This window comes from Marinomonas piezotolerans (assembly GCF_003362755.1).
Lineage (GTDB): Bacteria > Pseudomonadota > Gammaproteobacteria > Pseudomonadales > Marinomonadaceae > Marinomonas > Marinomonas piezotolerans.
The window spans coordinates 505,752-531,632 of record NZ_QKRA01000003.1; the positions used below are offsets into that span (position 1 = coordinate 505,752).

The window sequence follows — 25,881 nt, forward strand, 5'->3', positions numbered from 1 at the left end:
TATGCTTGATCAGATTCGATACCTTGGTTACGTATTGAAAGAATCTACGTTTAAAAACCAAGAGGTTGTTTCGGAAGGCGGATTTATCAACTTAAGTTCAACATTGCGTGATGAGGTTGAAGGGTACATAGATGAAGATAAAGATCATTTATTTACGTTAACAGTTGACGCAATGTTACAAGGTATGGATAAAGATAAGGTTACGGTAGTATTTCAATGCGAACAAACACTTCAGCTAGAATTTGTGTGTTTCGATGGACCTTCAAAAAATACTGAAGACGACATTAAAAAATGTGTACAAGATGAGTCTTGGTTCTTTCAGAACTTCGTTGATCTTGCTGTGAAAACATCAGTAGAAAAAACACTTTCCGATACCAGCTTCGAAAATATATCTATTCCTCCGTTCTCAAGGCGTTCGTCAGAAAGCTAGAGGATATTAACCAATCAAATTGAAAACCCGCCCTGTGCGGGTTTTTTTATGCCCGAGAGGTGGCGATGCTCCCATACATTCAAGAAGCGGAGGTGTCGATCATCTCCAATGATCCCTCTGTTGTGTCGCGCTCCCGATCAGGGCGCAAGCATGTGCGCAACTTAGAGCGTCAGCATTGGTTACTGGATATTAAGTGGCCAGATTACCTGCGCGATAAAGCAAACGAAATCACAGTGCAGCTCGATGCAATGCAAGGCCAAGCCGAGACAGCCGATGTCATTCATCCAGTGCAAAGCTACCACCCCAATGCGGGGGCAGATTTTACCGCCACATCTGGTGTGGCGGCAGGGGCTGACTCGGTAGCTGTGTCTGGTACGGGCGCATTAACGATCGGCCACCTAGTTCGCTTTCGTGACCACTCTAAAGTGTACCGAGTTATTGCGTTATCTGGCTCCACCGTGACGCTTTACCCCAAGCTACGCCGTGCTTTGTCGGCTGCTGAAACCATCACCACGCAGTCGGTTCCCATTACTGTGACGCGAATAAACGATGAATTAACAGCCAAGCAAAAGGGGCCGTTGTCGTCTTTGTCTGCAAGCTTTGAAGAGATGTTGTAAATGATCATTCGCAATCTAATCAAAATGAACTTCACCAATGGCGGCGAGCTGGCCATGACAGATGGCGGTGTGCCGGTGCAGTTTAATGGCACGCTATACGAGCCTGATTTGTATCTCGATGAAGACGGCATCACTGAGGTTGAAGAGTCTCTAGAGATCACAACCAATGATTGGAATGTCTCGCTTAATGTCTTATCACCCGATGATCCGGTGCTATTGGCCTTCACGAGCCATGCGTACTTAAACCAACGCGTGAGCTATTACCGTCAATACGTTTGGGATGATGGCACAGAGCAGATCCGCAAGCTGTTTGAAGGCTTAATGATCGACTTTGAAGCTATCGACGCGGAAGACGGCTACACCATCCAAGTGACCGCCAGTGCCAACATCGTCCATTGGCAGCAAGTGCGCGGCCGCACGACCAATAGTGACTCACAGCAGCAGCTCTATCCAAACGACAAAGGCTTTGAATTTGCTGGCACCGAAACACAGGATATTAAATGGGGTAAAAGCTGATGAGTATTGTGGATAAAATTAAAGAGAGGGGGCGTAAGTTTGGGAGATGGGCTGGTAAGACTGTTACTGACCCTATAGGTGCATGGCAGGATGTTGGTGAAGGGATTTACCACGCTTGGAAAGACGTTGGCGATTGGATCGAGCAGCTTTGGAACCAAGAAGAGCCTACCGAAGGGCTTACGACCAATAAAAGCTCCGCCTCGGCCAACATTCCTATTGCCTACGGCACTGTGAAGCTGGGTGGAACGCGTGTATTCCTATCAAGCACCGGCAGTAAGAACAAATATCTAAACTCAGTGCTGGTACAGTGCGAAGGCCCAATCAAAGGTACTAAAGAGGTATTCATATCCGATAAGGCAGCGAGCACCTACGGCAATAAACTGCGTTATAGCTACTACACCGGTACGCCAGACCAAGCGGCCGACGCAAACTATGTATCAGAACTAAGCGAATGGACCACTGACCACCGTTTGCAGGGCTTGGCATATGTGGCGGCGCGGTATGAATACGACAAAGACAAATACAGCGGCTTACCTGTATTCACGTCTATTATCGAGGGTAAGTTAATCTATGATCCACGTACCGAGAACACAGGCTTTAGTGACAACTTTGCATTGGTAGTGTTGGATTACTTTCGTGGTTCTTATGGCGTGAATATGGACGACGACCTGATAGATTTTGAGTCGTTCAAAGCCTCCGCTGATCTAGCCGATGTCGAATATGAAAGCCGCTCTGACAGCGGCGTCATGGTAAAGCGTTTCGCGTGTAATACTGTTATTAAGACCTCCAAGCCGCCGCTAGAAAACATCAAAACGCTTGTCAGCGAAAGCCGCGCATTTCTCGTGCAGACCGCTGGCCAGTGGCGTTACGTCATTCAAAACGATGCGACGGCAGATCATACGATCACCTACGATGATGTGATCGGGGAGATCTCACGCCGCCCAAATGGGGCGCGTGATAAATACAATCGCGTTACTGTGAAATATGTCGATCCAGATACTCAATGGAAGACCAACGAAGCGACCTACCCGATTGATGATTCTGAATATCAGGCGTTGCTTGAAGAGGATAACTGGGAAGAATCCCACGAAGACATCACCGTCTCATCCTGCACTAATCGTTACCAGGCATTAGATATTGCCCGTCAGGCTCTTCTTGAGAGTCGAATCGGTGGGCAGGTCGCGTTTAACGGCCAACCGTGGCTAATCGATGTGCGCTGTGGTGATTTGATCGTGCTTGATATCCCCGGCTTGAATGATGGTGTGTTGTGGCGTGTGTCGTCCCGTACAATGGATGCCGACGGCGGCATTGCATTTGAATGTGCTGCGTACGATCCGAGCATTTTTCCTTGGATTGATTTGCCAGACCAAAACACCGTAACACCGCCCACGGTGGCTGATGCGAGTGAACTGCCCGCACCAACTTCCTTTGCGTTCGTTCCTGATTGGAGCGCTAGCGCCGTGGGAACGCTACAGTGGGCGCAGTCAGACAGTGCCTTTGTGCATGATTACACGATTGAGATCGTAGACGCGGGTTCTGTGCCGGTGCTCAGCACGACACTAGCGCATTCTAGTGACTGGGCGGATGCCTTTGTTCCAGCGCTCGCATTGCCTACTCTTGCAGCGGGGAGTTATACGGCCTATGTCCGTGCTCGCAATGCATTGACTCGATCAGAGCCAGCGACTTTGACCTTTAGTGTATCGGTGCCTGTTACCGATCGTGTGACGGGGTTAGCAATGGTGGGGGCGTTTGATCGCTCATTATCGATCGCTTGGAGCCATTTAAACACCGAAGCACTGAGCCACTATCAAATCCAGCTTTGGGATACAGCGGCGGGTACGAGTCTAGCCACACTTTCTTCAAGCATTAATACTGCAACGGTTGACTATGAAGTGTTTCAGTCTCTTGGCTTCCCTCGCTCATTTGATGTGCGGGTAGCGGGTGTCAACGTCAGCGGTGAAGTAGGTGAATCGGCAGCGATAGCGGTCTCAAAGCCTGCGCCTGTTGCACCAGCAACGCAGCTTTGGGCGTCAGTAGATGAAATCAAATTAACTTTCAATCGCCCTACAAATGCTCTCGGCGTTGTTGTGTATTTGGACGGTGTTGAGCAGTACCGAGGCGAGTCATTATCCGCTGTGCTATCGGGCCTAACGGCTCAAACCAACTACAGTATTGATGTTGCCTCTTACGACTCCTTCGGCCTCGGTGCCGTGGCGAATTACTCAGCTACAACTCTGCAGGACGTTGTGGCTCAGTCTATCCAGCAGCTCACAGACCGTGATTTGTCGATTGAGCGCGAGTTACAGGCCCGTGAGATTGATCGAGCAGCGGCACAAGAGGGTACTGACGAAGCGCTTGCGCTGGCGTTCTTTCACTCTGCTGAGTTGGAGCGCAATCAGCAATCGCAAAACGATGAGTATTACCGCATTCTCAATGCAGTGATAGAGATCGACCCGACAACGGGGACGATCACAAACCGCGCGTATGAGTACACGAACGACAAAATTAGTAATGTTCAGTTGCTCATCGATGCGGTTAACTCGTCTGTCATGATCGAAGCGCAGCGTATCACCACTGCAGAAGGTCGCATCACAGATGCTGAGTCAGAGCTGCTGGTACAAGCGGGTCTGATTAATAGTCGTGTCACGTACACAGAGCTGGATGAAACCATCGCAGGTGCGATTGCCGCGATACAACCTGCTTATGCGACAAGCTTCAACACGGGGCTTGATGGCTGGTCAGCGCAATCCGGTACCGCTGTTTACAATGCGGGTGCCTGGGTTGATATGACCTTGGGTGATGTGGCCAGTGACATGAGCTTTGATGGGGCTGAAAACCCTGTCATTCAGTTGGTAATCGCGCGCGATGCAGGTGCTGTCTGGGCGGGTAAAATCCAATGGTCCACTGCGTCGCACGGTTACTCATCGAGCCATGAGTCGGATATATCAGAGATCACGGATGACGGCGAGCAATACACCGTTACCATTGATCTTGGCAATGAAGCGGACTACGTAGGCAATACGATCACAGGTCTTCGTATATTGTTGGGTGCAACGACTGCAGACGTCTATCGCTTGTATTCTGTGCAAGCGGGTAAGCGTAATGCTGCACAAGCAGCTCTGGAGGGTTTACAGGGGCGAGTATCCACAGCAGAGCAATCTATTAGTGCTATTGAAGGGAGTTTAACTAACTACGTATCAACGACTTGGTATGAGCAAAACGCTCTGACCGTGACGGACGTTCAGCAAGAGCTGAGCAGCTTTGATGCGACTTACTCCGTTAGTGCAACATTAACTCAGTTGGACGAAGATGGAACGATCGTGAAAGCCAATAGTGCCGCCACTTGGATCGATGTAGCGGATACAACAATCACCAATATCGCTCAGTCTGTTGTAGCGCAAGAGACAGGCTCTCGCTTTACGCAAATAGAGCAAGAGTTGGATGCGCAAGCAGGGACGATCGCACAGCAAGTTGGCAGCGTATTTCTAGCCGACGCTAAAGCCGAGGAAGCCAGTGCAGAAGCGGTGCGCAATGCCTTTTCTGCATTAGAGAATGAGCGTGAAGCGCTGGGCGCACAGGACGGTGTCGCCCTGGCACGAGCGGAAACCAAGGCTGTGGCCGATGAGCAATCTGCATTGGCGCTATCTGTCGAAGAGCTCGATGCGCTAGTGGGTGACAACCACGCTGAATTCAACGACTACAAGCGTGCGGCCATCGGCTACTGCGTTGATGCAAACGGCAATCCTACCAGTCATGAAACCGCTGCGGCTTGTGAGCTGGCGGGTAATACGTGGGTTGGGGAGCAACCCTTAGCGGAAGCACTGCGAAGAGTGCGCCTTACGGGCACGGATGCTGAAGGTAACTCAGTCGAAGCAACAGCAGGAACCATCCTGCAGGCGTTGCTTGATACCGACGGTAACCTCGCCGTGACCGCTTCTTTGCTTGCCACTTACGGCGAGCAGCTCGCGGGCATTTTCGCGAATGTGGGCGAGAACGGAAGCGAGCTTATCGCGTTGGCCAACGCATTCAAAGTCCAAACTGAGAATGGTTCCAAAACGCCATTTAAAGTGGTGGGCGATGAAGTCATTGCAGACAACTTGGTCGTTGAAACCCTGCGTATACCAGCGAGCGATTCGGACAACACGCCCGTTGACGTCACGACGTTTGAGCAATTGAAGGGGAATCAAGGTGAACAAGGCCCACAGGGTGAGCAGGGGCCGATAGGGTCGCAGGGACCGCAAGGACCAGAAGGAGAGCGGGGTCCACAAGGTGAGCAAGGGCCGCAAGGACCTGAGGGAGAGCAAGGCCCACAAGGCATGCTGCCTGCTCCAACTGGTGCTGCTGGCTTGTTTGCGAGCAATGATTATTTAGGCTATCACAACGGCACAAACTGGCGGTCTTACATTAATAGTGACGGTGGATTCTACTTCGAAGATGCTGCAGGGAATTACATCACCAATTTGTTCCACAACGGGACATTGACTGTAAAAGGGCGTGTCGAAGCGACAGAGGGCGAGTTCTCGGGGGAGGTGAATGCGTTTAAGTTTGAGGATACGCAGTGGGAACGTCCGGCAACGATTAACTACGTTACAAACACCGACTTAACACAGAAGGACTTTGGTTATGGTGGCTATGTCAGTAACTATCAATTTATTAATTTGCCTGACTCTGGTCGATTTTATGAGAACTCTGAAACTGAAATTTTCGACATATCTGTGTGGGTCTATTGTGACAAAGATTACTGGCCAAACTGGATAAAGTGGGATGCGCCGTGGCCGTTCCCGAATGACGAATGGGGGCAAGATACGCTGCAAGGCGGGGTTTATGCCGAGGAATATTTGAAGCGTCAATGGATTCGCGTACCTGAGAAATGGTACTGGATATACAAGCATGGGGTTTCTAATGCATCTTTACTGGTAAATACCTACCGTATCAAAGAGGCGATGGGTAACCCTCCTGACGCTACTCCTATGAAAGTCGTGCTTTCAGTTCCTTCACGAACGGGTGGAGATACCGGATTCCATTGGTATAACGGCCCTTATCAATATCAATACTAGCGAGGCATCAATGAAGCAACTCATAATTTTGGCGATGCTGTTCATGCTCGCTGGGTGCGCACATCAGCGCTTTCAAACGGGCTTGGCCGTACACGATCGAGGGCGGGATTCACCCGAAATTGATCTCAATCCAACACTCGGATACATACGATTCGAGACACTCAATCAAAGGCGCGACAGCGCCTTTTTTTGTGAGCATGTATCAGCGATCGATCAGCAAGAAGATGGCTACGGGCTTAATGCTTGTGGTGTCCTGTTCAATATTAATATCAGATAAGGAAGACCAATGGCCTTTCATTACATCGACAATGCCAGCGTGAACAATGGCGACTCTACCGTAGCAATCACAGGCAATCATGACTTATCGGGAGTGCTAAGTGGGTGGGCACTACAAATAGGTGGTTTGCTTGCAGAAATCAAGCAGGGCACCGCGCCTGACGGAAGTGGTAACAGCACGCTAACACTTGCCGCGCCGTGGGCGGGCTCCAACATCAGCGGTCAGCCTGCCCAAATCATCCCAATGGGCGGCTCGGCACTGAATACAGCCACTGAGAAAGCAGCGGATCTTCAAGCCTATGCAATAGAAGTGCATAAAAAACTCGAGGAGTACGCACTTGAAGACAAAGACGTCACTCTGACTGCCCCAGATGGAGAGAGCGCAACGTTTTACAGCCTCCCTAAGGTTGATCGCCTGTTTCAGGCAATGGTCGATAGCCAAGGTACGGCGGCTGGGTATGATGTGACCAGCTCTAGCACGGATACATCAAATGGAGTGAATGGTCAGCCGAAGTTATTGAAACGGGGGGATTTTGGAATTGGGGGGATCGCTGGGGTTGCAACGGTAGACTATGACCTATTGCCTGAGTCGGAATATGTTAATCGAGGAGCTGGCTTTTGTACTGTTGTAGTACTAGCTAATAGCCCCAATCGTCCGGCAAATGCAGACATGTATGTTCTACATTTATTCTATACGAATGGGTCTATCTATAACTGTACACAAATAGCAATTCCATACAGTAGCGCAAGCCCCGATTTATACACCCGCCACAGGAGCGGCGGGGTATGGTCTTCTTGGCTTAAGACGCTCAACACAGGCAACATGGTCGCCACTGTCTCTCAATCTGCAGGCATACCTACTGGGGCTGTTATTGAGCGCGGCAGTAATGCAAATGGTGAATATACAAAGTTTGCTGATGGGACGCTGATTTGTACTAGAAAAATTGTTATTACATCCTCATCATTGAGAATAACGTTTTCATCTGCTCCTGAGACAAACAGTAGCTGGAGTTTGCCGGCACTGTTTATTGATACAAATTATACCTTGTTATTTTCTGGAACCAGAGACACGGCAACAGGAGCAGATAGGAGTGCAGAAAACTACGTACTGCATCAAAGCGATATAGTTTCACAATCCGAATGCTATTGCGTGTTCCAGTTTGATTCTGCTGTTTTGGGTGAAAGAGTTATGTTCGGTACAGCTATCGGCCGCTGGTTCTAAGGAGTACACATGAAAATCATTCTTTCCCCTGTGGCATCTGACCACACAACCAATGTATCTCTTGCGGGTATGATTTTGACAATTGACGAGCAAGACTACGATCTATCTGTTATTCCTGAAGGTGGTCAAGCGGAAGCTGATTTACCATTCATCGGCATAGTCACTCGCGATGAAGTAACTATTCAATATCACTACGATAGCTCTCTAGCAGAGCCTAGTCAGCCTACTGACTGGGCCGACTACACTTTTGAATTAGAGGAAGGTGAAGTGCCGTGTCCCATTAATTGGAAACCTATAGAGGAGGCTGTTATTCATGACATTCAAGAACATTAAAACAGCAGATGATTTGGCGGCAGAGCAGTTAGCCAGAGAAAAGGAGTTACAGATTAAAGATGCCAGAGCCCTTTTAAGTAGCACGGATTGGGTAATTACTAAGATCGGTGAGGCTCGAATTACTGGAGCTGATGATACTGCCTTAATAGAAAAATATGCTTCAGTTTTGGCAGAGCGGGAAGAGGCTCGGCAGCTTATTAATGAGCTTGAATCCTAGTCTACTACCAGCGCCTTGAGCGCTTTTTTTGTGCCAGAAATACGCAGCCTAGTGCGTACTAGCGCTGCGTATTTCTATCGATGCGCACTAATCTCGACACTCGCTTTTCTGCCTTAAGATGGCTTTGAGTGAGTCCTGCAGCTCTTCGATCTGTTCAATGAGTTCGGGTTGAGAGTCTGTAGGGGCTTGTGAGATGTCTGCGATTAAAACGGAGGCGAGTTCGCAGTAAAGGCGTGAGAGTTGTTCCATGATCAATCTTCCTTGATTGTTAGTTGAGATTTAAGAGTAGGGCATCCTGCCCAAGATATCCATAAAGCTCCCTCGTGGGAGTGGTAGAGAGAAAGCGACTCAAAGAAAGTACCAGTTTCAGTGAGCCGTCAGATCACGTAAGCGTGCTACGTGAACCAACCCAGGGCTTTCCCACCTTGTCGACAAGGCGCGGAGAGTCTATCAAAACTTTTGGTAGGTTCACATGCAAAATTTACGATGCAAAAGATGTAATAAATTATTAGCTAAAGGGGCGTTTGCTTATATCGAGATTAAATGCCCGCGCTGCAAACTGTTAAACGCGAGCACCACGAGTGCCAACTGCGGAGTACCAGACCGTGGCAAAACCAATCATTCCTAGGATCGGCGGGAAGCGCCAGCGGGGGGGCAGTGTAAGCAGATATAAACTAATATCTTTCCCGAAATCTCTTTGCGGCGGCAATCATGTTGCCTTGAATAGTTGCATCATTGAGCTTGTCATGAGCTGGTGGGTCTTCAACGGCTAATATACAAAAATAATTTTGATTAAATAAGCCTCTGCAATAGATGATAAAGCGATCACTAGTGCGAAACTCTTGAGCTTTATTGAGCCAGTTTTTGTGATTTAGTTCAGAGTTGGTAGTGGCTATATGGATATGCCAAATATCTGCATAAACTGCTTCATCAGGCCTATCGTTCGGCTTGTCTTTGCCAAAGTAGGGTATATCAAGCGGGTAAGAGGTTAAGTTATGTTCGGCTATTAGATTTGGATTTGCCATGTCATCAGCTACCTCACGAACTAGGCGATCTAGCTTGTACGCCTTGAGGTCTAATTGAAACTTATTTAGCTGTTCACGAGCTGTGTAATAATGCTCTAAAGAGGGGTAGTTTTCAGGCTTGTTTAGTTCTGGGAACAAAAATACTTTTACTTCCATGTACTTTAATCAAGAAGTTAAACGAAACTCCAATCCTCATCTTTGTAATCCGAATTGGGCTTTTTGCTGTAAGCTTTTAAGCTCGTTTCAGCTAAGATACGAACCGCCTCATCAGATGGCATATAGGCTCTAGTAGATTCGTTACGCGCAGAAACGCCCCCTGTTTTTTCAGGGCTAACTTTTGATGCTGAACGACGAGAAAGCCCTTTCATACGATGAGGCCCTCTCTTTTGTCCAGCTTTAACAAAGTTAAATGTTGTAGCGCTCATAGTCATCACCATTGTGTTAATACATCTACAAGTATCGTATTAATATAATCAAAGCGCAAATCTACCAGAAGGTTAAATTGTGATCAACTGAAACAATGTGAAAAATGAAAGCGTGTTTGCAATCTCTGATTCCCTGATCTACTATCCGTTTTGAGGCGTCAGAACCTCTTGTAAGCGGATGAGCAACCAACCCCGTCAGCGTTGGCTTTTTTATGCCCAAAATTTATGGGCAGCACTCCTGTTATGTCGGGAGGGCAGTAGTCATACAATACCTTCGGGGAAAGCTACTCGCGGTTTCTTACAGCCGTTCTGAACCTCCTGACACCCAATCAGCTATTGGGAAAATTCAGAAAATTGTAAGGGGATCATGATGATCACAACAGGCAAGAGGCCGACTCTAAACAAGCGTTTTCGCTTTTCCTCTAAACACCTAGGAGTCAACGACCCAGCGTCAAACTGGGATGTCACACCAACCGATAACTACCGCTTAGCGTGCTTAAATGGCCGCAGACTGGCGGCATGTTACTTATTGCAAATTCAATCCGATCCGAGTCTCGCTGGCACTGGCCTATTAGGCCATATTGCGGGTGATATTGATTTTCAGGATCAAACGGCCACTAAAGGCCACTGGGTAGGCTTCTTCAGCTACCTCGAAGAGCAGCTTTATAAGGCTGCATCCATTTGCGACATTTACTTAGACCTAGCAAAAGCCCAACAGCAATGGGATGACATTGCTGCACAGCGCGTACAGCTCGAAAAGCAGGAGGAAAACCTATGAACATTATGCCGTTTCAATTTCACTCTGCACCAGTTCGGGTGGTGGAGCGCGAAGGTGAGCCATGGTTTGTAGCGAAAGATGTTGCTGAGTTGCTTGGCTATAAGCGTTCGAGGGATGCTATATCGCAGCATTGCAAGGGGGCGGTAAAACACCGCCTCCCTACAGAAAGCGGAACGCAAGACATGCAAATTATTCCCGAACGAGATGTTTATCGGCTGGTTATGCGTTCCAAGATGCCAGAGGCCGAAGCATTTGAAGAGTGGGTGGTGGGTGAAGTATTGCCAGCGATCCGCAAGCAAGGCTCATACTCACTAAACAAGCCGGAAGACCTCAGCAAAATGGACGTGCTCAAAATGGCACTGGAGTCCGAAGAGCAGCGGCTAAAGCTGGAGCAAGAGAAACAAGACCTAATCGCTCAGATAGAGGAGGCCGCACCGAAAGTCTCATTTACTGAACAAGTTCAACGAGCGCCCGATACGATCAGCGTTGCCGAAGCCGCTAAGATCATAGGCACTGGCCAGCGGCGCTTATTCGACTTTCTCCGCAATATTGGCTGGATTTCACGAAGAAACGAACCATACCAAGAGAAAATCGAACAAGGTTTACTTAATGTGAAGCTCAGCAACTTTCAGCACCCAGAGCACGGATTAAAGCAATCCGTGACTACCGTGGTGACAGGAAAGGGGCTAACGAAGCTCAAGCAATTGTGGGATAAACACCACCCACAGCTTCATTAAGTTATACAGCGCGCCCCTGATAGGGGGGCGCTTCTTCTAAATCTTTACCTATAACATCCTCGTTCGTGACGGCCACCAAGAAATAAGTTGCTATCAACAATAGCGCTCAAGCTGTATAATCCCGCGCAATTATTTCTTTTAATTTCATTTTATCCCGTTGTATCTCACAAAGATAAGTACACAGTTGAGTACATAAATTTTTACAACGGGCTTAATTAGGGTCAAAATGTCTAATAAAATCAATCATATACGCAATTTTAGTATTATTGCCCACATCGACCACGGTAAATCAACGCTGGCCGATCGTTTTATACAAAAGTGTGAAGGGTTAACTGAGCGTGAAATGGCGGCTCAAGTCCTAGATTCGATGGACATCGAACGTGAACGCGGCATCACGATCAAAGCGCAGAGCGTAACGCTTGATTACCACGCTCAAGATGGCAAGGTGTATCAATTGAACTTCATTGACACTCCTGGTCACGTGGATTTTTCATACGAAGTGTCTCGCTCTCTGGCGGCATGTGAAGGTGCGTTATTGGTAGTCGATGCAGCTCAAGGTGTAGAAGCACAATCAGTAGCCAACTGTTATACCGCTATTGAGCAGGGGCTTGAAGTGATGCCAGTGCTTAACAAAATAGACCTACCACAAGCAGAACCTGAACGTGTGTGTGCTGAAATTGAAGAAATTATTGGTATTGACGCAATGGATGCGGTCACTTGTTCCGCAAAAACAGGTGTCGGTGTCGATGATGTACTGGAGCGTTTGGTTGCAACGATTCCCCCTCCTGAAGGAGATGTCGAAGCGCCTCTACAGGCACTTATCATAGACTCTTGGTTTGATAATTACTTAGGTGTTGTTTCATTAGTTCGTATTAAACAAGGCACACTTAGTAAAAAAGATAAAATATTTATAAAATCCACGAAGCAGAGTTTTCCTGTGGACAGTGTCGGGATCTTCACACCGAAACGTAAGGAGACTGGTGTCTTACGGGCTGGTGAAGTAGGTTACGTAATCGCTGGCATCAAAGATATCCATGGTGCGCCTGTGGGCGATACGATTACACATTCTAGTACACCTGACGTCGACCAACTTGAAGGTTTCCAGAAAGTAAAACCGCAAGTTTATGCAGGTTTGTTCCCTGTAAGTTCGGATGATTACGAAGACTTTCGAGAGGCACTTGATAAGTTAACGTTGAATGACGCGTCGCTATTTTTTGAGCCGGAGTCATCGGATGCGCTTGGGTTTGGTTTTCGCTGTGGCTTTCTCGGAATGTTGCACATGGAAATCATTCAGGAACGATTGGAGCGCGAATACGACCTAGACCTTATTACTACCGCGCCTACGGTAGTATATGAAGTAGAATTGAATTCGGGTGAAATAATCAATGTCGATAGCCCGTCGAAGATGCCAGACCCTGGTTCTATCAAAGAGATGCGTGAACCAGTTGTCGAAGCAAATATTCTGGTTCCTCAGGAATATTTAGGTAACGTTATATCATTGTGTGTTGAGAAGCGTGGCATGCAAAAAGATATGTTATATGTCGGTAGTCAAGTTCAGTTACGTTATCACATGCCAATGAACGAAGTAGTATTGGATTTCTTCGATCGCCTTAAGTCTTGCAGTCGTGGGTTTGCCTCATTGGACTATGCGTTTAGTCATTTTGAAGCGGCACCACTGGTGCGTTTGGATGTACTAATTAATGGTGATCGAGTGGATGCTCTTGCGCTAATTATGCACCGAGATAATGTTCAGCAAAAAGGCCGAGCGTTGTGTGAAAAAATGAAGGAGTTGATTCCTCGTCAGATGTTTGATGTCGCCATTCAGGGGGCCGTTGGAGCCAAAGTTATTTCGCGAACGACGGTAAAAGCATTGCGTAAAAACGTTACGGCGAAGTGTTACGGCGGCGATGTGAGTCGTAAGAAGAAACTGCTTCAGAAGCAAAAAGAAGGTAAAAAGCGTATGAAACAGGTCGGTAATGTGGAAGTTCCACAAGCTGCCTTCCTCGCTGCGCTCAAAGTAGACAGTTAAGAAGATTTAGCCAGGGCCGCATTTCAGTGCGGCTCTTTTGCTTGGAGAAGCTGTATGGATTTTGATTTTGAATTGATCCTCGCCGTTGCATTTATCGTTGTGGCGCTTGCGTGGGGTTATGATCGCATTGTTTGGGCACCAAAGCGTAAAGCAGTCATGGCAGGCATGACACCTGAGGCGTTGGCTTTGTTAGATAAGGAGGCCAAGCTCAAACTTGCTGGAACCCCTAAATGGTTGCTTGAGGCTAAGTCTTATTTTGTCATTATTGCTGTGATATTTGGTTTGCGATCATTTGTCGTAGAGCCGTTTCAAATTCCGTCTGGTTCAATGTTGCCAACATTGAAGATTGGTGACTTTATTTTAGTCAACAAGTTTGACTATGGTGTCCGGCTACCCGTTTTGAATACTACTTTGATTCCAACCACAGAACCGCAGCGCGGTGATGTTGTCGTATTTAAATACCCAGAAAACCCAAGCTTAAACTATATTAAGCGTATGGTTGGCTTGCCTGGTGATGTGATCAGTTACCACGACAAGCGTCTAATGATAAATGGGAAGCTAGTTGAAGAAGATTTATTGGCTGAGCTTCCAGTTTCTTTGAACCCTAATCGTGAGCCAGTAGCGGTCTTTGAAGAACAACTGGGTGATGCGGAGCATCAGATATATAAAAGTTATCGCCGCAATCCACTAGAAGGTGACTGGGTGGTACCTGAGGGGCAGTATTTTGTTATGGGAGACAACCGAGATAACAGCGCTGATAGCCGTGTCTGGGGGTTCGTACCAGAAGCGAATTTAAAAGGCCGAGCATTTTATGTTTGGCTGCATTGGGATGATTTTTTTAGCCTCCCAAGTTTTAAGAATAATGGTTTAATTGAATAGTCGTTTTTGGAGAAGTTTTGAACTCTTTTTATGAAAAATTGAGTCGTCGCATAGGTTACTTTTTTGCTGATCTAGGGCTGTTAGAGTTGGCGCTTACCCATCGTAGTTTTGGTGGGAAAAACAATGAGCGCCTAGAATTTTTGGGTGACTCTATTCTTAATTACGTCATCGCAGAAGATTTGTTTCACCGCTTTCCTAAAGCCAAAGAAGGTGAGCTCAGCCGTTTGCGAGCATCGCTGGTGAAAGGAGATACGTTAGCTGAGCTGGCTCGTGAATTTCAGCTTGGAGATTGCTTAAAGCTTGGTGCTGGCGAACTTAAGAGTGGAGGGTTTCGTCGTGATTCGATTCTCGCTGATGCAGTGGAGGGGATCATTGGCGCAATCTATTTAGATGCCGGTATGGATGTTTGCCGTCAGCACATTTTGGAATGGTACAAAGAACGTCTTGACGCGACGTCGTTGAAGGTCGTAACTAAGGATGCCAAGACTCGCTTGCAGGAATTTTTGCAAGCGCGCAAGCATGCTTTGCCGCAATATGAAGTCGTCGATATTGTTGGCGAGCCCCATGCGCAAACATTTTTTGTCTATTGCCAAATTGAGTTGTTCGAGGCTCCTGTGGAAGGTAAAGGTAACAGTCGTCGTATAGCTGAACAGAATGCCGCAGCAATAGCGCTTAAACAATTGGAAAAGAAATAGATGCAAAACGAAGAAGCTATACAGGACATTACCCATTGTGGATTTGTGGCGATTGTGGGTAGGCCAAATGTTGGCAAATCTACGCTAATGAATCACATATTGGGTCAAAAGCTATCCATTACGTCCCGTAAACCGCAAACGACTCGTGACCAGATATTAGGTGTTCAAACCAAAGGCCATATTCAAACGGTATATGTTGATACCCCCGGTTTGCATAAAGGTCAGGACAAAGCCATAAACCGCTTTATGAATCGTACAGCATCGTCTGCATTGAAAGATGTGGACGTGGTGTTGTTTGTTATCGATGCCGAGCGTTGGACAGATGAAGATGATGTTGTGCTATCTAAGCTCCGTTTTGTTGATTGTCCGGTTGTGCTTGTCGTCAATAAAATCGATAAGTTGGAAGAGAGGGACGCTCTATTACCAAGAATGATGGAGCTTTCTGAGAAGATGGATTTCGCGCAAATAGTGCCTATTTCTGCGTTGCGAAACAAAAATTTAGATCGACTAGAAGCGTTAGTTGAAAGCTATATCCCTGAAGGTAGCCAGTATTACCCCGAAGATCAAATTACCAATCGCAGTTCACGATTTTTGGCGTCAGAAATTGTACGAGAGAAAATTACACGACAACTGGGGCAGGAAGTTCCATATGAAGTGGCAGTACAAATTGAAGAGTTTGTTTTTGAGGGGGCCACAATCCACATCAGCGCGTTGATCTTAGTGGAGCGTGACGGACAGAAGCGCATTATCATAGGTGATAAAGGCTCTAAAATTAAACTAATAGGCAAAGAAGCTCGAATTGATATGGAAAACTTATTTCAGCAGAAAGTGATGCTGAATCTATGGGTCAAAGTACGTTCAGGGTGGTCTGATGATGAACGTGCGTTGGCTAGTTTAGGGTATCAAGACGAGTAATTTTAGTGCGAGTGACAGGGTATGTGATCCATACGCGGCCGTTTCAGGATGCTAAAATATTAGTAGATCTGTTTACAAAAGAGTTGGGATTGGTTCGCTGCGTACTTAGACGTAATGCAAAAGAGGCTCGGGCAACCCCCGGGTCTTTTTTATTGCATGAGATAGAGCTTGCGGGACGTGGAGAGCTTAAGACCATTAGATCTATTGAGGCATTGGAAAGTGGCTCGACACTTCAAGGAAATAGCCTATACAGTGCTTTTTACGTACATGAGATTATAGAGCGATTAGTGCCGACGAATCTGCCATTGGAATCACTATTTTTACTCTATCAATGGTTGGTTAATAATCTTCGTCAAGGTGTTTCTATCGCGCCCTTGCTACGTCGATTTGAAATTGGGTTGTTTGAAGAGCTTGGCATTGCCATCAATATGGCAAGTACTGCGCGAGGCGATCCATTACAGCCACTTCAGCTGTATCAGTTTCATGCGAAGTTCGGTTTGCGACCTTATTTTGGAGATCAGCCTAAAGTAAGACCCATAATTTATCTTGATGGACGGATCGCGCAGGCTTATGCCGATGGAAAATGGACGGATAAAGCGGTATTGGCTATGGCAAAAGAGCTCCATCGGGCTTGGTTAGATAACGCCTTAGGAGGAAAAACTTTGAAATCTCGTTCCCTGTTACCCTCGCGTTCCCATGAAGGTAGGCGGCTTTGGCAGGTACCCGTATTCGAGTACAAGGACTATATATGATTATTGGTGTAGGAACCGATATTGTCGAAATTAAGCGGATTTCTGCTTCAATTGAACGTTTAGGTGCTAAATTTATTAAGCGAATACTGACGCCCTCAGAACAGGAGCAGTATTATGCTATTGCTCAAAGGGAAAAAGCGGATGCTTTTGTTGCGAAACGTTTTGCAGCAAAAGAGGCGGCGGTTAAAGCAATGGGAACGGGTTTTGGCTCCGGTGTGAGTTTTCAACACTTTTGCGTGAAAAATCGGCCGTCTGGGCAACCTTATTTAGAAGTGGATGAGGTGATTGAAAATATGCTTGGAGAGTCCGCTAGTTGGTTTTTGAGTTTATCTGATGAGCATCATTATGCGCTTGCGTTTGTGACGCTGGAGGCCATGGAATAAGAGTTTGTATATTCTCTAGGCGGCTAATTGCGTCTGTAAAATCTTGGAATATTTCATCAACTTCGTCAAAACCTAACTCTTTTAGGTGTGTTTCTAAAAAGTTTGCATGCTTCGTTACTTCAATGGTTCCTGAGTACTTACTGGCGCCATGAATTCTGTGTACGGTAGCAATCAGTTTATTCAGATCTTGGGCTTGATAGTGGTGATGGAGCAGCCTTTTGTCTTCTTTTAAAGACTCCATGAACATTTCAAAAAGCTCTTTTGCTGCATTTGTTTTATTCCCAGCCATCGAGAGTGCTCGATCAAGATGGAAAACTTGAGCAATTTGTTGAGAAACTTGAGTGCTATGATTTCGCTCTTCATGGCACCACTTCAATATGGTGTTGATTAGGATATCTTCGTTAACGGGTTTGGTTAAATAGGCGTTCATGCCGCTGGCCAATATAGATTGCTGTTCTTCTGCTAGAGCGTGAGCCGTTAGCGCAATAATAGGAGTTTCTTTATATGCTGCCATTTGTCGCAGACGTTTAGTGGTTTCCATTCCATCCATTTGCGGCATCTGGATATCCATCAAAATCAAATCAAACTGCTGATTTTCTGCCATATCAATGGCCTGAATCCCTGAATACGCTAGGCTAAGTTTGATTCCATGTGGGTCAAGCCAGTGGCCTAATAGTTGCAAGTTTATAGGGGTGTCATCTACTGCAAGGATATGAATTCCCGATAGATTTATGTGATTGTCAGTCACGTTCACGTGGTCAGTTTTAGGGTCATCATCTGGGATGGTTAAACTATGTTTAGCATCAAATGCGGTTTGATTGATTTCAACATTTGTCAGTGCTTGATAGAGTTTGCTTGGATTTATAGGCTTTAACAAAATGTGGCTTACAGATTGGTGTAATTGAGAATGTTGAGAGATATAGCCGGTCGGCTTCGTCATTAAAATGCAAGGGACGTTAAAGCGCGTGCTTAAATACTGGACGAGTTGATGAGTATCTTGACTAGTTTGAGCGGTGCTTTCTACATGCAATAAGGCGCAATCGAACGGCTTATTTTTCTTGTGAAGTGTACTGACGAGCTGGTCAATTGTATTGGTGTATTCATAAGTGACCTCAATGTCATCTAAGCAGCTTCTTAGATAGTTACGATAATTGGTATTGGGCTCCATGATAAGAACATGCTTGTTCAATGGCTGCAGAGGGGTGCTGCACTTATCAGAGGGGGTTAACTGAATACTAAAATAGAAATTTGATCCTCGGCCAAGTTCACTGGTTACGTTAATGGATCCATTCATTTGCTCAATGAGCTTTCTGGTGATCACTAGCCCTAGGCCTGTACCTGCAAAGTTCCGTGAGCGGCTAGGGTCGACTTGAGAAAAAGGTTTGAATAGTTGATTGAGTTTGTCATCTGGGATGCCCATCCCTGTATCAATGACTTGAATACTGATTCCTAATGTGTTTTTGCTCTGGCTCGTTAACGTAGCGATTACTTGTACTGATCCAGCCTGCGTGAATTTGATTGCATTCCCAACTAGGTTTGTAAGAATCTGCCGTACGCGCACCGCATCACCTCTTACCCATTCAGGCAATTGAGCGCTATACGATGGAATGAGATCTATGTTTTTGTCGTCGTTTAGAAGTGTCGAGGACAGCGTTTGAAAGACTTCATCGATGATATCTCTTAAATTGAAGTCGCTTGGTTCTAAAATGAGTTTGCCGGCCTCAATTTTAGAAAAGTCCAAGATATCTCCGATAGTTGCCAGTAAGTTATTCGTAGAGAGTTCTATGGTATCGACGTAAGAGCGTTGTTGATTACCAAGATCATCTTTTTGTAACAGTTGTGTGTAACCTAAAATAGCATTGAGAGGGGTTCTGACTTCATGAGATATGTTTGCCAGAAATTGTGATTTTAAACGGTTTGATTCCGTTGCTTCTTTATTAGCTATGTGTAATTGAGCACTTTTTTCTTCCAGTTGCAGAGCATGCTCGCGAGCTTCCTGTGTCGTTTGTGCGATCTCTTCTTCTAGCTCGGAGCGATAATTGTCCAGGCGATTGGCGATGTAGCGAAGTTCGCTTTTGGTCTGAAGCATGTTTACGGGGAGCTGTATATCCCGAGCTTTTGCGTAATCTCCATTCGCGATGTGGGTGACCGCATCAACAGTGTGTGACCAAGGTCTCGTGCAGTGTCGAATGTACCAACGACATGCAAAACCACAGCCAATCAAGAAAGTGATGACGTATAGAAGGCTGGCAGCAATGTTGCTGATGATGCTTAGAAGTAAATCATTGGTGGATGCTAAAACTTGAATCCAGCCAAGTAGATCGCGGTTAGGCCCTTCGTTGCTGGCCGTAGCACCTACTATTGATAATTGTTGAGAGTCGGTGTTTGAGTTGGAGAGATTGTTGAGGTTTGCATTGTCGTTACTTGAATAAAAAACAGGAACAATTACGACAAACAAATCACGTTTTTTTATATAGAAATGTTCTGAATCTGGTTGCAGATCGACAGAAGCTTTATGCTCTGTACCTAGACTATCAATACGACGACCTTTGCTATCATAGTAGCTTACACCAACAACATCAGGTTGACGCAGTAAGCTTTGAATATTGTTAGACAGTAAGTTTTGGTCGTTAAAAAGTAGAGCATATTCGCTGGCGCTGGCTGATTGTTCGGCGAGATAAATGTTGATTTGTTCAAATTGGTCAATCTGCTTAAAAGTTTGATTGACGGACGAGTAAATAGCTGCCAGCAAGCTGAGTGCTAATATGGGGATAAAGATAGCTCTCCAAAGCGCGGATTGGATTGAAACGGGTGGCGTGTCGCGCATTGAATTTCCTACTTATCTAAGGCCAATCTAGTAGCAAGCTATGTTACCTTTACCTTTTCGTCTTGCACATTCGCGTTCGTAGTTTTCACAAGCAAGTACTTTTGTTCGTGAGGGGTTGCTGATGGTTTTGCACTCACGCCATTTCTTACGAAGCTCCGCATCGGGTATATCTGCGGATGGACCTGCGAACATATCACAGCCAGACAGCGAGGCTATCACTAAAATGGTACCAACAGTTATCGGCATACGCATGGTTTGTCACTCCTAATGCAATAGTATAGACCTAAGTTTATAACGACTTTGTATTGTAATCTGAATTTGAAGTGCTTTCTAATAGGTTCTAGTTACAAAGCGTAAAACATTAATTTTAAACGAATCTCTAGTATCTGGCTTTTATGAAAGAATATCCAACAATTGAATCCATTATTGGCAACACTCCCGTTGTGAAGCTGCAACGTATAAATCCTAATCCAAGCAATACAATTTTGCTTAAACTTGAAGGTCAAAATCCCGCAGGTTCAGTAAAAGATCGTCCAGCGCTTAACATGATCGCCGAAGCAGAACGCAGGGGGGGCATCAAGCCAGGTGACAGTTTAATCGAAGCCACCAGCGGTAATACGGGAATTGCGTTGGCCATGGCGGCTGCGATTAAGGGGTATACCATGCACTTGATCATGCCAGACAATATGAGCCAAGAGCGGAAATCAGCGATGTCCGCCTACGGAGCAGTTTTGCATCTTGTGACCAAAGAAGAAGGTATGGAGCGAGCCAGAGACTTGGCGGCAGAAATGGAAGCTGCGGGAAAGGGGAAAGTTCTGAATCAGTTTGGAAATGACGATAATCCAAATGCTCATTACGTATCGACAGGCCCAGAAATTTGGCAACAAACTGAAGGAACTGTCACGCATTTTGTCAGTTCGATGGGAACTACCGGCACGATTATGGGGATATCAAGATACCTTAAAGAACAAAATTCAGAGGTACAGATTATTGGTTTGCAGCCGTCTGAAGGCAGTAGTATTCCCGGGATACGCCGTTGGCCGAGAGAATATCTTCCTTCAATATTTGATGAAAGTCGCGTCGACCATGTAATGGATGTGGAACAAAATGATGCTGAAATTACAATGCGACGACTTGCCAAAGAAGAAGGGATTTTCTGTGGTGTATCGTCTGGTGGAGCAGTTAGCGCCGCGTTAAGACTTTCTGAGCAAGTTGAAAATGCCGTAATTGTGGCAATTATATGTGATCGTGGTGATCGTTATTTATCAACGGGTGTTTTCAATGATTGATTGGCAATGCCTAGCCTAGGTAGAGAGCACGATATGCGGTATTATTGGCCCACTTTTTTTTGCTAGAGATAGAACCTTGAAAAGCAGATCTCCTCGCCGCCCTCATGGTCGTAAGAAGGCCACGTCTCCTATTAATCCGATTCGCATTCTCAATATTGAGGATATGACAAACGAAGGAAATGGTTTAGCCCGAGAGAGTGGCAAAGTGACTTTTGTTGAAGGTGCTTTAAAAGGTGAGAGCGTTGAGGCTCGAATCACCAAGGAAAATAGCAAACTGAATCAGGCCGTCACGACTAAAATACTGACAGCTAGTTCTCAGCGCCAAATACCTGAGTGTGAGCATTTTTCCCAGTGTGGAGGATGTCAGCTTCAGCACCTAAATATCGACGGCCAGCGAGATTTGAAAGTTGAATGGCTGAAGAATCAGCTACGTCATATTGAGATCCCTTCTTACATCTCGATGCTTAGTACGCAGGAGTTTTCATACCGCCGCCGCGCTCGTTTAGCCGTGCTTGCTAAGAAAGGTGACGTGTTTATTGGTTTTCGAGAGAAGTCCTCAAAGGGGATCGTCGATGTGAAGATGTGTCCTGTTTTAGTTCCTGCTTTACAGGAAGTTTATCAGGCGCTTCGCCTAGAATTATTGAAAACCCCATTAACAGCAAAGATTGGTCATATTGAGCTTTTGGAAGATGCTCAAGGGGCAAGTGTCGTCTTGCGTTTGGCTCGTTCAGCTAACCAGGCTGAGAAAACTTTGCTCGATCATTGGGCTCAGTCGCAGGGCGTTGCACTATATTGGCAGCAGCCAGATGAAGAGCGTGTCGTGTGTGACGCCTCACATTTTTACAGTGTTGACAATTCTCAGATTAATTTTCATCCCCAAGACTTTATTCAAGTGAATGAAACCATTAATTTGTCAATGGTGTCACAGGCTGTGGACTGGTTGGAATTAACGGCTGACGATGTCGTATTGGACCTATTTTGTGGTGCGGGTAACTTCTCATTACCTCTGGCAAAGCGAGCTGGTCGGGTTCTTGCAATAGAAGCAGTAGAGTCAATGGTTGACAAGGGGCGTTTAAATGCTGAGCAAGCTAACCTTAGCAATGTGGAGTTCATTGCTGCGGATCTTACACAATCACCACCGAACAAGATTAAAAAAGCCAATGTTAGTAAGGTTTTGTTGGATCCCCCTAGAGCGGGGGCGTTGGAGTTTCTGCCAACGTTAGTCACGTTAAACCCTGACTATATATTGTATGTTTCTTGCAATGCTGCAACGCTCGCACGAGATGTTGCGTACTTAGTTGAAAAAGGATTTCGAGTGACTAAGGTTTGTATGATGGATATGTTTCCTCAAACCACTCATATTGAAACAATGATGTTACTGCAGAAAGTGTAAAAAGATACCAAAAGGGCAGTTTATGGTTACAGTGCGAAAGGATCACCCTGTACTTGCGGATGGTTCCGTTGACATCGATGCTTGGATGTCACAATTTTCAGATAAGATCGACGAAGGCAGTCGAGTGCCATTACGCATGGCCTGTGCTCTTGCGCGTCAGGCGGAAGCTGCCTCAGGCCGACCGTCTTTTTGGGGGCCGCAAGCCAGTACGTTTCGTGCAGGTCTTGAGATGGTTGAGATACTTGCAGGTTTCCGAGCGGATCAAGATTCATTGATTGCGGCAGCTCTATATCGTGTCGTACGAGAAGATCAGTTAGACCTATCCAAAGTTAGCGATATGTTTGGTCGAAAAGTAGCCTCTCTAGTTGAAGGGGTTATGCGCATGGGGGAAGTATCAAAAAACCTCTCCAAAGATGCTACTGCCGAAGTTTTAGGTAGCAACGACAACCAACTCGAATCATTGCGGAAAATGCTTGTATCCATTATCGATGATATTCGTGTTGTACTGATCAAATTAGCTGAAAGAGCATGCGCGATTAAAGAGGCAAAGCACCAAGACCATGATCGCAAAGAAGCGGTTGCTCTAGAGGTGCAAAGTGTCTACGCCCCGTTAGCCCATCGATTGGGTATAGGGCATATTAAGTGGGAGCTTGAAGATCTATCCTTCCGTTATCTTTATCCGAGTGAATACAAACGCATAGCCACCTTATTGGACGAAAAGCGCCTTGATCGCCAGCAGTTCATCGAAGACGTGATATCGGTATTGCGTGAGCGAATGGAAGCAATCGACATCCATGCGGATATTATGGGGCGAGCAAAACACATATACAGTATTTGGCGAAAAATGCGTCGAAAAAACATCGGCTTTGATGAAGTATATGATGTTCGGGCTGTTCGGATTTTAGTTGACGAACCAATGCAGTGTTACGGTGTTCTAGGGATCGTCCACAATCTTTGGAAGCCAATCCCCCAAGAATTTGATGATTACATTAGCAACCCGAAATCTAATGGTTATCAATCGCTTCATACTGCAGTGATGGGCCCCAGAGGCCGTGCCTTAGAGATTCAAATTCGTACTCATAAAATGCATGAAGATGCAGAGCTGGGTGTATGTGCTCATTGGAAATACAAAGGCACAGATTTATCTTCAAACAGCTCAAGCTACGAAGAGAAACTGCAATGGTTGCGCACCATTTTAGATTTTCATGAAGTGCAGGGTGATTTAGAGTCGCTCAGTGAGCAAGTGCGCAATGATATCGAGCAGGATCGTATCTATGTTTTCACGCCGGGTGGTCATGTTGTTGACTTGCCCGTTAATGCGACAGCGGTAGACTTTGCGTATCGGGTGCATACTGAGATTGGTCATCGATGTCGTGGAGCAAAAGTAAATGGCAAAATCATATCGTTGGTGACTCACTTAAAAACGGGCGATAAAGTCGAAATATTGACGACGAAAGAAGGTGGGCCTAGTCGAGACTGGTTGCACCCCGCATTGGGTTATGTAAACACTAACCGAGCCCGAGCAAAAATACACAGCTGGTTTCGTAGAGAGGATCGTGAAAAGAACTATGAAGCGGGTCGTAATGTCCTCGACAAACAGCTTAAACGTCTAGGTATTGAAGAGAGTAAACTCGACTTTAAAGCTATTGCTGAGCGCTGTAACTTTTCAAATGGTGAAGAAGTATATGTTGCACTGGGTGCTGGTGATCTTCAGTTGTCTCGAGTTTTGCGGATTATCGATGAGCAGCATGGCCTAGATGGCACACCAGCAGTGCGTCCTATACGCGTTAAGAAAAGTCGTCATAAGTCGTCAGATAATGATATTACCATTCGTGGTGTAGGGAAGTTGCTTACTCAAATAGCCAAATGCTGCACGCCCATACCTGGGGATGACATCGTAGGTTATATCACCCAAGGGCGTGGTGTATCGGTGCATCGACAAGATTGTATCAATATGGCACAGCTTACTTTAGATGAGCCAGAGCGGGTGGTTGAAGTCAGTTGGGGGGAAGAACTTGATAACCTCTACCCGGTTAATATTCAGGTTCAAGCCTATGATCGAACAGGCCTATTGAATGATATTACGGCTTTACTAGCGAACGAATCGGTAAACCTGTTATCGATGAATACACTATCCGCCAAAGCAGATCATACTGCGTCGATTCGATTTACGATTGAAGTTGGGGAAATCAGTGTTTTGTCTAAGTTGTTGCATCGTATCAACCAATTACCCAATGTCCTGAATGTTTTCAGGGAGCGAGATAAATGAGATACGACATGGATGATCTATTAGCATTAATGACTATGTTGCGGGATCGTCAGTATGGATGCCCTTGGGACATCAAACAGAATTTTGAAAGCATTATCCCCTATACGCTTGAGGAAGCCTACGAAGTACTTGATGCGATTGTTCGTGAAGATCGCGTAGAGCTTAAGGAAGAGTTGGGGGATTTGTTATTTCAGGTGGTGTTTCACGCTCAAATCGCAAGTGAAGAAAATGCCTTTAATTTTTCTGATGTAGTACAAACGATTATACAGAAAATGATTCGCCGGCATCCCCATGTGTTTCCTGATGGCACCTTTGATAGCTTTGGCAAGCCTTCAGTGTATAGCGATGAGGAAATGTCACAGCAATGGAAAGCAATTAAAGCCGAAGAAAAGCGTTTGAAAGGCAAAGCTGAGCAAGGGCTGTTAGATGTAGTTCCTGAAAGTATGCCAGTCTTGATGCAAGCGGTTAAGCTTCAAAAAGAAGCGAGTAAGGTAGGCTTTGATTGGGATAACATTACCCCTGTTTTTGATAAGATTCGTGAAGAGCTAGACGAACTAGAAGAGGCTGTAAAGGAATTATCGAGAGATGAGGCTGAGGCTGAAATGGGGGACGTATTGTTTGCTATCGCTAATTTATCGCGTCACCTTTCCATTTCACCTGAGCAGGCTTTAATGCGAACTAACGTAAAATTCCGGCGCCGTTTTCATTATATAGAAACCGCATTGTCGCAGAATAAGAGACCATTAAGCGATTGCTCCTTGGATGAATTGGACCAATTGTGGGATAACGCTAAAGCTCAAGGTTTGTAAGATTTGTT

26 protein-coding genes are annotated in these 25,881 nt (G+C 46.0%); 21 read left to right on the forward strand and 5 right to left on the reverse strand.

Annotation, left to right across the window (positions count from 1 at the left end):
* Position 1: 1 nt before the first annotated feature.
* The 8 genes from DN730_RS09945 (at position 2) to DN730_RS09980 (ending at position 8,668) form a co-directional block, all read left to right on the forward strand.
* Positions 2 to 430 (forward strand): hypothetical protein, encoded by a 429-nt coding sequence (locus DN730_RS09945; RefSeq protein ID WP_115467958.1) that lies wholly within the window; start codon positions 2 to 4, stop codon positions 428 to 430.
* A gap of 65 nt (positions 431 to 495) precedes the next feature.
* Positions 496 to 1,047, forward strand: coding sequence for a hypothetical protein (locus tag DN730_RS09950; RefSeq protein ID WP_115467959.1), 552 nt, complete (start codon positions 496 to 498; stop codon positions 1,045 to 1,047).
* Complete coding sequence (locus DN730_RS09955) at positions 1,048 to 1,563, forward strand: hypothetical protein (protein ID WP_115467960.1); 516 nt, start codon at positions 1,048 to 1,050, stop codon at positions 1,561 to 1,563.
* Positions 1,563 to 6,620, forward strand: a complete 5,058-nt coding sequence (locus DN730_RS19360) for a phage tail protein (RefSeq protein ID WP_115467961.1) — start codon at positions 1,563 to 1,565, stop codon at positions 6,618 to 6,620. The genes DN730_RS09955 and DN730_RS19360 overlap by 1 nt, the downstream gene beginning before the upstream one ends.
* 10 nt (positions 6,621 to 6,630) lie before the next feature.
* On the forward strand, positions 6,631 to 6,897 hold the full coding sequence (locus DN730_RS09965; protein ID WP_115467962.1) for a hypothetical protein: 267 nt from the start codon (positions 6,631 to 6,633) through the stop codon (positions 6,895 to 6,897).
* A gap of 9 nt (positions 6,898 to 6,906) precedes the next feature.
* On the forward strand, positions 6,907 to 8,118 hold the full coding sequence (locus tag DN730_RS19170; protein WP_211313863.1) for a pyocin knob domain-containing protein: 1,212 nt from the start codon (positions 6,907 to 6,909) through the stop codon (positions 8,116 to 8,118).
* Positions 8,119 to 8,127: 9 nt separating this feature from the next.
* Positions 8,128 to 8,451, forward strand: a complete 324-nt coding sequence (locus DN730_RS09975) for a hypothetical protein (protein WP_115467963.1) — start codon at positions 8,128 to 8,130, stop codon at positions 8,449 to 8,451.
* Complete coding sequence (locus DN730_RS09980; RefSeq protein ID WP_115467964.1) at positions 8,432 to 8,668, forward strand: hypothetical protein; 237 nt, start codon at positions 8,432 to 8,434, stop codon at positions 8,666 to 8,668. Before DN730_RS09975 ends, DN730_RS09980 begins: the two co-directional genes overlap by 20 nt.
* 87 nt (positions 8,669 to 8,755) lie before the next feature.
* Here the strand turns inward: DN730_RS09980 and DN730_RS19080 are convergent, their stop codons facing one another.
* Entirely contained in the window at positions 8,756 to 8,917 is a 162-nt protein-coding gene (locus DN730_RS19080; RefSeq protein WP_158541201.1) for a hypothetical protein, read from the reverse strand.
* A gap of 223 nt (positions 8,918 to 9,140) precedes the next feature.
* Between DN730_RS19080 and DN730_RS19445 the strand changes: the two genes are divergently transcribed.
* Positions 9,141 to 9,296, forward strand: a complete 156-nt coding sequence (locus DN730_RS19445; RefSeq protein ID WP_115467965.1) for a Com family DNA-binding transcriptional regulator — start codon at positions 9,141 to 9,143, stop codon at positions 9,294 to 9,296.
* Between the two features lie 46 nt (positions 9,297 to 9,342).
* Here DN730_RS19445 and DN730_RS09990 read toward each other — a convergent pair whose 3' ends face one another.
* On the reverse strand, positions 9,343 to 9,849 hold the full coding sequence (locus DN730_RS09990; protein ID WP_115467966.1) for a type II toxin-antitoxin system YafO family toxin: 507 nt from the start codon (positions 9,847 to 9,849) through the stop codon (positions 9,343 to 9,345).
* Positions 9,850 to 9,866: 17 nt separating this feature from the next.
* A complete protein-coding gene (locus DN730_RS09995; RefSeq protein ID WP_115467967.1) occupies positions 9,867 to 10,118 on the reverse strand; it encodes a hypothetical protein in 252 nt (83 codons plus the stop codon).
* Between the two features lie 367 nt (positions 10,119 to 10,485).
* Between DN730_RS09995 and DN730_RS10000 the strand changes: the two genes are divergently transcribed.
* The 8 genes from DN730_RS10000 (at position 10,486) to acpS (ending at position 17,286) form a co-directional block, all read left to right on the forward strand.
* Positions 10,486 to 10,896, forward strand: a complete 411-nt coding sequence (locus tag DN730_RS10000) for a hypothetical protein (protein ID WP_147290574.1) — start codon at positions 10,486 to 10,488, stop codon at positions 10,894 to 10,896.
* On the forward strand, positions 10,893 to 11,633 hold the full coding sequence (locus DN730_RS10005) for a phage antirepressor (protein ID WP_115467969.1): 741 nt from the start codon (positions 10,893 to 10,895) through the stop codon (positions 11,631 to 11,633). Before DN730_RS10000 ends, DN730_RS10005 begins: the two co-directional genes overlap by 4 nt.
* A gap of 226 nt (positions 11,634 to 11,859) precedes the next feature.
* Positions 11,860 to 13,662, forward strand: coding sequence for a translation elongation factor 4 (gene lepA, locus DN730_RS10010; RefSeq protein WP_115467970.1), 1,803 nt, complete (start codon positions 11,860 to 11,862; stop codon positions 13,660 to 13,662).
* Positions 13,663 to 13,716: 54 nt separating this feature from the next.
* Positions 13,717 to 14,541 carry a signal peptidase I gene (gene lepB, locus DN730_RS10015; protein ID WP_115467971.1) on the forward strand — a complete coding sequence of 275 codons (825 nt, stop codon included), beginning with the start codon at positions 13,717 to 13,719 and terminating at the stop codon, positions 14,539 to 14,541.
* Between the two features lie 17 nt (positions 14,542 to 14,558).
* On the forward strand, positions 14,559 to 15,236 hold the full coding sequence (gene rnc / locus DN730_RS10020; protein WP_115467972.1) for a ribonuclease III: 678 nt from the start codon (positions 14,559 to 14,561) through the stop codon (positions 15,234 to 15,236).
* Positions 15,237 to 16,151: a GTPase Era gene (era, locus tag DN730_RS10025; RefSeq protein ID WP_115467973.1), complete on the forward strand. Its 915-nt coding sequence runs from the start codon at positions 15,237 to 15,239 to the stop codon at positions 16,149 to 16,151.
* Positions 16,152 to 16,156: 5 nt separating this feature from the next.
* Positions 16,157 to 16,903 carry a DNA repair protein RecO gene (gene recO / locus DN730_RS10030; protein ID WP_115467974.1) on the forward strand — a complete coding sequence of 249 codons (747 nt, stop codon included), beginning with the start codon at positions 16,157 to 16,159 and terminating at the stop codon, positions 16,901 to 16,903.
* Positions 16,900 to 17,286 carry a holo-ACP synthase gene (acpS, locus tag DN730_RS10035; RefSeq protein ID WP_115467975.1) on the forward strand — a complete coding sequence of 129 codons (387 nt, stop codon included), beginning with the start codon at positions 16,900 to 16,902 and terminating at the stop codon, positions 17,284 to 17,286. Before recO ends, acpS begins: the two co-directional genes overlap by 4 nt.
* Here acpS and DN730_RS10040 read toward each other — a convergent pair.
* Together DN730_RS10040 and DN730_RS10045 are read right to left on the reverse strand one after the other, a co-directional pair.
* Positions 17,213 to 20,113 carry a response regulator gene (locus DN730_RS10040; protein WP_115467976.1) on the reverse strand — a complete coding sequence of 967 codons (2,901 nt, stop codon included), beginning with the start codon at positions 20,111 to 20,113 and terminating at the stop codon, positions 17,213 to 17,215. The genes acpS and DN730_RS10040 overlap by 74 nt on opposite strands.
* Positions 20,114 to 20,140: 27 nt before the next feature.
* On the reverse strand, positions 20,141 to 20,365 hold the full coding sequence (locus DN730_RS10045) for a hypothetical protein (RefSeq protein WP_115467977.1): 225 nt from the start codon (positions 20,363 to 20,365) through the stop codon (positions 20,141 to 20,143).
* Between the two features lie 143 nt (positions 20,366 to 20,508).
* On the opposite strand from DN730_RS10045, the gene cysM reads away from it, so the two are divergent.
* From cysM to mazG, 4 genes are all read left to right on the forward strand, one after another.
* Positions 20,509 to 21,402 carry a cysteine synthase CysM gene (cysM, locus tag DN730_RS10050; protein ID WP_115467978.1) on the forward strand — a complete coding sequence of 298 codons (894 nt, stop codon included), beginning with the start codon at positions 20,509 to 20,511 and terminating at the stop codon, positions 21,400 to 21,402.
* Positions 21,403 to 21,478: 76 nt separating this feature from the next.
* On the forward strand, positions 21,479 to 22,795 hold the full coding sequence (gene rlmD, locus DN730_RS10055; RefSeq protein WP_115467979.1) for a 23S rRNA (uracil(1939)-C(5))-methyltransferase RlmD: 1,317 nt from the start codon (positions 21,479 to 21,481) through the stop codon (positions 22,793 to 22,795).
* 22 nt (positions 22,796 to 22,817) lie between these two features.
* The gene (relA, locus tag DN730_RS10060) at positions 22,818 to 25,064 is read left to right on the forward strand and encodes a GTP diphosphokinase (RefSeq protein WP_115467980.1); all 2,247 of its coding nucleotides are present in this window, start codon (positions 22,818 to 22,820) and stop codon (positions 25,062 to 25,064) included.
* An 8-nt stretch (positions 25,065 to 25,072) separates the two neighbouring features.
* Positions 25,073 to 25,873 carry a nucleoside triphosphate pyrophosphohydrolase gene (mazG, locus tag DN730_RS10065; protein WP_245957936.1) on the forward strand — a complete coding sequence of 267 codons (801 nt, stop codon included), beginning with the start codon at positions 25,073 to 25,075 and terminating at the stop codon, positions 25,871 to 25,873.
* The last annotated feature ends 8 nt before the right edge of the window (positions 25,874 to 25,881 follow it).